This is a genomic window from Chamaesiphon sp. OTE_20_metabat_361 (genome assembly GCF_031364565.1).
Genome location: NZ_JANLWO010000490.1, coordinates 1 through 2,859 on the forward strand (window position 1 = coordinate 1; position 2,859 = coordinate 2,859).

The following is a 2,859-nucleotide window of genomic DNA, read 5'->3' on the forward strand; positions in this document are numbered from 1 at the left end:
CGATCGAGTAGCTGCCGCTTTAGACGCAGTTGGCATTACCTTTTTATTTGCTCCTGGCTGGCATCCAGCCATGAAAGCCGTGGCTGCGCTCCGCCAAGAATTGAAGATTCGGACGGTATTTAATCTGATCGGGCCGCTTGTCAATCCGCTGCGCCCCACGGGACAAATTATCGGCGTATATACGCCCCATCTGCTCGAAGTTATTGCCGAAGCCGCAGGTATCCTCGGTACTCAACAAGCGATCGTGCTACATGGGCGCGAAGGTTTGGATGAGGCTGGTTTGGGCGATGCGACAGATCTCGCCATCCTAACTAATGGTGAAGTCAAACTCACCAGTATCGATCCGGTAGAGCTAGGCATTACCCCCGCGCCGATTACGGCTCTCGCAGGTGGCAATGTGGCGGAAAATGCGGCGATCCTCACCGCCGTGCTGCAAGGCAAAGGCACTCCCGCTCAACGCGATGTAGTGGCGATCAATGCTGGATTAGCACTCCAAGTAGCCAATATTATCCCGATCGGCGCACATCAACAAGGGATCGAGCTGGCAACCGCCGTATTGAATAGTGGTGTTGCTTGGGATAAGTTGCAAGAGTTAGTCAGTTTTTTGGACGCGGTAGATAGATAGAGATATCGATTGCTATTAATCTCAAAAAAGCCCGATCGAATCGATCGGGCTTGATGTTAATTAAAATCATGAAAACTGTTAAGATCTAATTGGTGGCGTGGCTGTTCCAGGAGTTTCTGGTGCAGGCTTGTCGCCAACTCTACGCGAGACTTCAACGCCAACTTCCTCTAAAATGACAGTTGGGGAAAGACTATTTTGACCTTCGATCCGTTTGACTAAAACTCTACCGTTAGCAATCCGATCGCCTACCTCAATATAGCGGCTAAAGGATTCACTCGGTAGCTTCACAATAACTTGAGTTTTCCCTTCGACTTCAATCACTCCAGATATTTCTACTGCCATCGCTTGCAAAGGTTTTTCGACAGCTTTTGGTGGCAGAGCCGCAATGTTAGTCACTTTAACTGGTTTAGATGGCGTATTTGCCATCTTTACAGGACGCAAGACGTTGTTTTTAGCAACTTTTTTACCCGCTGTGGACTTTGATGGTACTTTATCGATCCCAGCTTTAGAAATTACAGAGTTACGATCGCGAGTAATTCCTGAATCGTTGGTGTTGGCACCCTTTCTCGCAATTTTTGTTTTACCTGGAACGTCGGCGATATTGGTGGAGTTAGTCCCAGTTTTAATAGTTGGTAAGGATTTATTTACCCCGGACTTGATTGCTGGAGACTTACTGGTATTCGGGGTTGCTGGTTGCAGTTTGCCTGTAGCAATCAGCGGATCTTTAGTTAGGATCGGCTGTAGCACCAGAGTGGCAAAGGGATCTGTGCGACCCTTCGTAACCGTTTTTGCCCAATTATCGCCATTCGTTGGCGGAATTAAGCCTGCTGAAGCGACAACCACGCCAAGTTTACCAGGCACGAGCGGCTTGGTGCCCACCGCTGGCATTGTTGTCGTTGGGGTCGTAGTTGCGGCTGGAACGGCTGCTACAGGGGTAGGAGTCGCAGGACTAGCAACCGCCGCAGGACTTGCCGATGGTGTTGCTGGTGGCTTGCTACCATCCCCACAGCTAGTAGTGAGGATTGATAAAGTACCGATCGTACCTACTAGATAAAACCAAGATTTATTCATTAATTTCTATACCTCGCTTCCCTGAATATTCATATACATATAACTTTGACAACGGTTAGAACGATCGGGCGCTTACCCTGTAACGCACTCAGAGATCGATCGCCTCTGCTGCTAATAGGTTTGTTTATTTTTATACTACCCACATCTCGATCGATACTATCGCTTGTGAATAATTAACTAGTAGTCTACGGCGTAAATCCGGGAAGAGATGGGAGATGGGAGGTGGGAGACAAAGGCGAGACAAGTAGAGCACCTTTTCAAGACAGATGGGCAATAGGGAATAGAAGATAAACTTTAGAAAAAAACAGGATCGTCAAAGAGTATCGGTTACTAAAGATGCGGTTTGCCGAGATAATCCTCAGCAAACCGCGAATGTTGACTTATTAGTTTTCGTTATTTACCAACATGACTTTAAGAACGTTCAAACCCTTCTTAACGTGACGGGAGACGGTAATTACGCTGATATCCATCCGCTCGGCGACTTGCTTTTGAGTGAGATCGTGGAGGAACACAAATTCTAGAATTTGACGGGTATGTTGTTCTAGTGACACCAAGCTCTGCTGAACGCGGATCCGATCTTCTTGAGATAGTTGAAAACTTTGGTAGTGGCGATCTGGCAGCAGATCGGCTAGATTATTGGCTTCTTCATCACTACCAACGGGACAATCGAGGCTGACTGGTTGGCGATTTTGGTACGCCATTTTGATTTCTTGCCATTCCATTAACGGAATATCTAATGCGAGGGCAATTTCGACTTCAGTAGGTTGGCGCTGGTGCTGTGCTTGGAAATTTTTAGTTGGTAAAGGATATGCTTTTAGCACCTTTGCCATGCCCTACATTCGGGGAGAAATTCAACACTATCTGCGCGACAAAAGCTCAGTTTTGAAAATGCCTCGGCGGTGGTTTGCACTAGTGCAACAAGCCGGAACCATTACCAAAAGTTTCCAAGCACAGCACCAGCGCCAACCTACTGAAATCGAAATTGCCTTAGCACTAGATATTTCGCTAATGGAATGGCAAGAAATCAAAATGGCGTACCAAAATCGCCAGCCAGTCAGCCTCGATTGTCCGGTTGGTAGTGATGAAGAAGCCAATAATCTCGCCGATCTGCTGCCAGATCGCCACTACCAAAGTTTTCAACTATCTCAAGAAGATCGGATCCG

The 2,859-nt window shown here is 47.3% G+C and carries 3 protein-coding genes and 1 pseudogene; 2 read left to right on the forward strand and 2 right to left on the reverse strand.

What is annotated here, in order from left to right; translation table 11 throughout:
* Window positions 1-625: anthranilate phosphoribosyltransferase (gene trpD / locus RMO35_RS14330; RefSeq protein WP_309741998.1), on the forward strand; the 625-nt coding region annotated here is incomplete at its 5' end.
* 78 nt (window positions 626-703) lie between these two features.
* On the opposite strand, the gene RMO35_RS14335 is transcribed toward trpD, so the two are convergent.
* Together RMO35_RS14335 and RMO35_RS14340 are read right to left on the reverse strand one after the other, a co-directional pair.
* Window positions 704-1,696 carry a hypothetical protein gene (locus tag RMO35_RS14335; RefSeq protein ID WP_309742000.1) on the reverse strand — a complete coding sequence of 331 codons (993 nt, stop codon included), beginning with the start codon at window positions 1,694-1,696 and terminating at the stop codon, window positions 704-706.
* A 383-nt stretch (window positions 1,697-2,079) separates the two neighbouring features.
* A pseudogene (locus RMO35_RS14340) lies at window positions 2,080-2,490 on the reverse strand (sigma-70 family RNA polymerase sigma factor); the annotation flags it as partial.
* Between the two features lie 34 nt (window positions 2,491-2,524).
* Here RMO35_RS14340 and RMO35_RS14345 point away from each other — a divergent pair.
* Window positions 2,525-2,859 (forward strand): sigma-70 domain-containing protein (locus RMO35_RS14345; protein WP_309742002.1); only part of this gene is annotated, 335 nt, incomplete at its 3' end.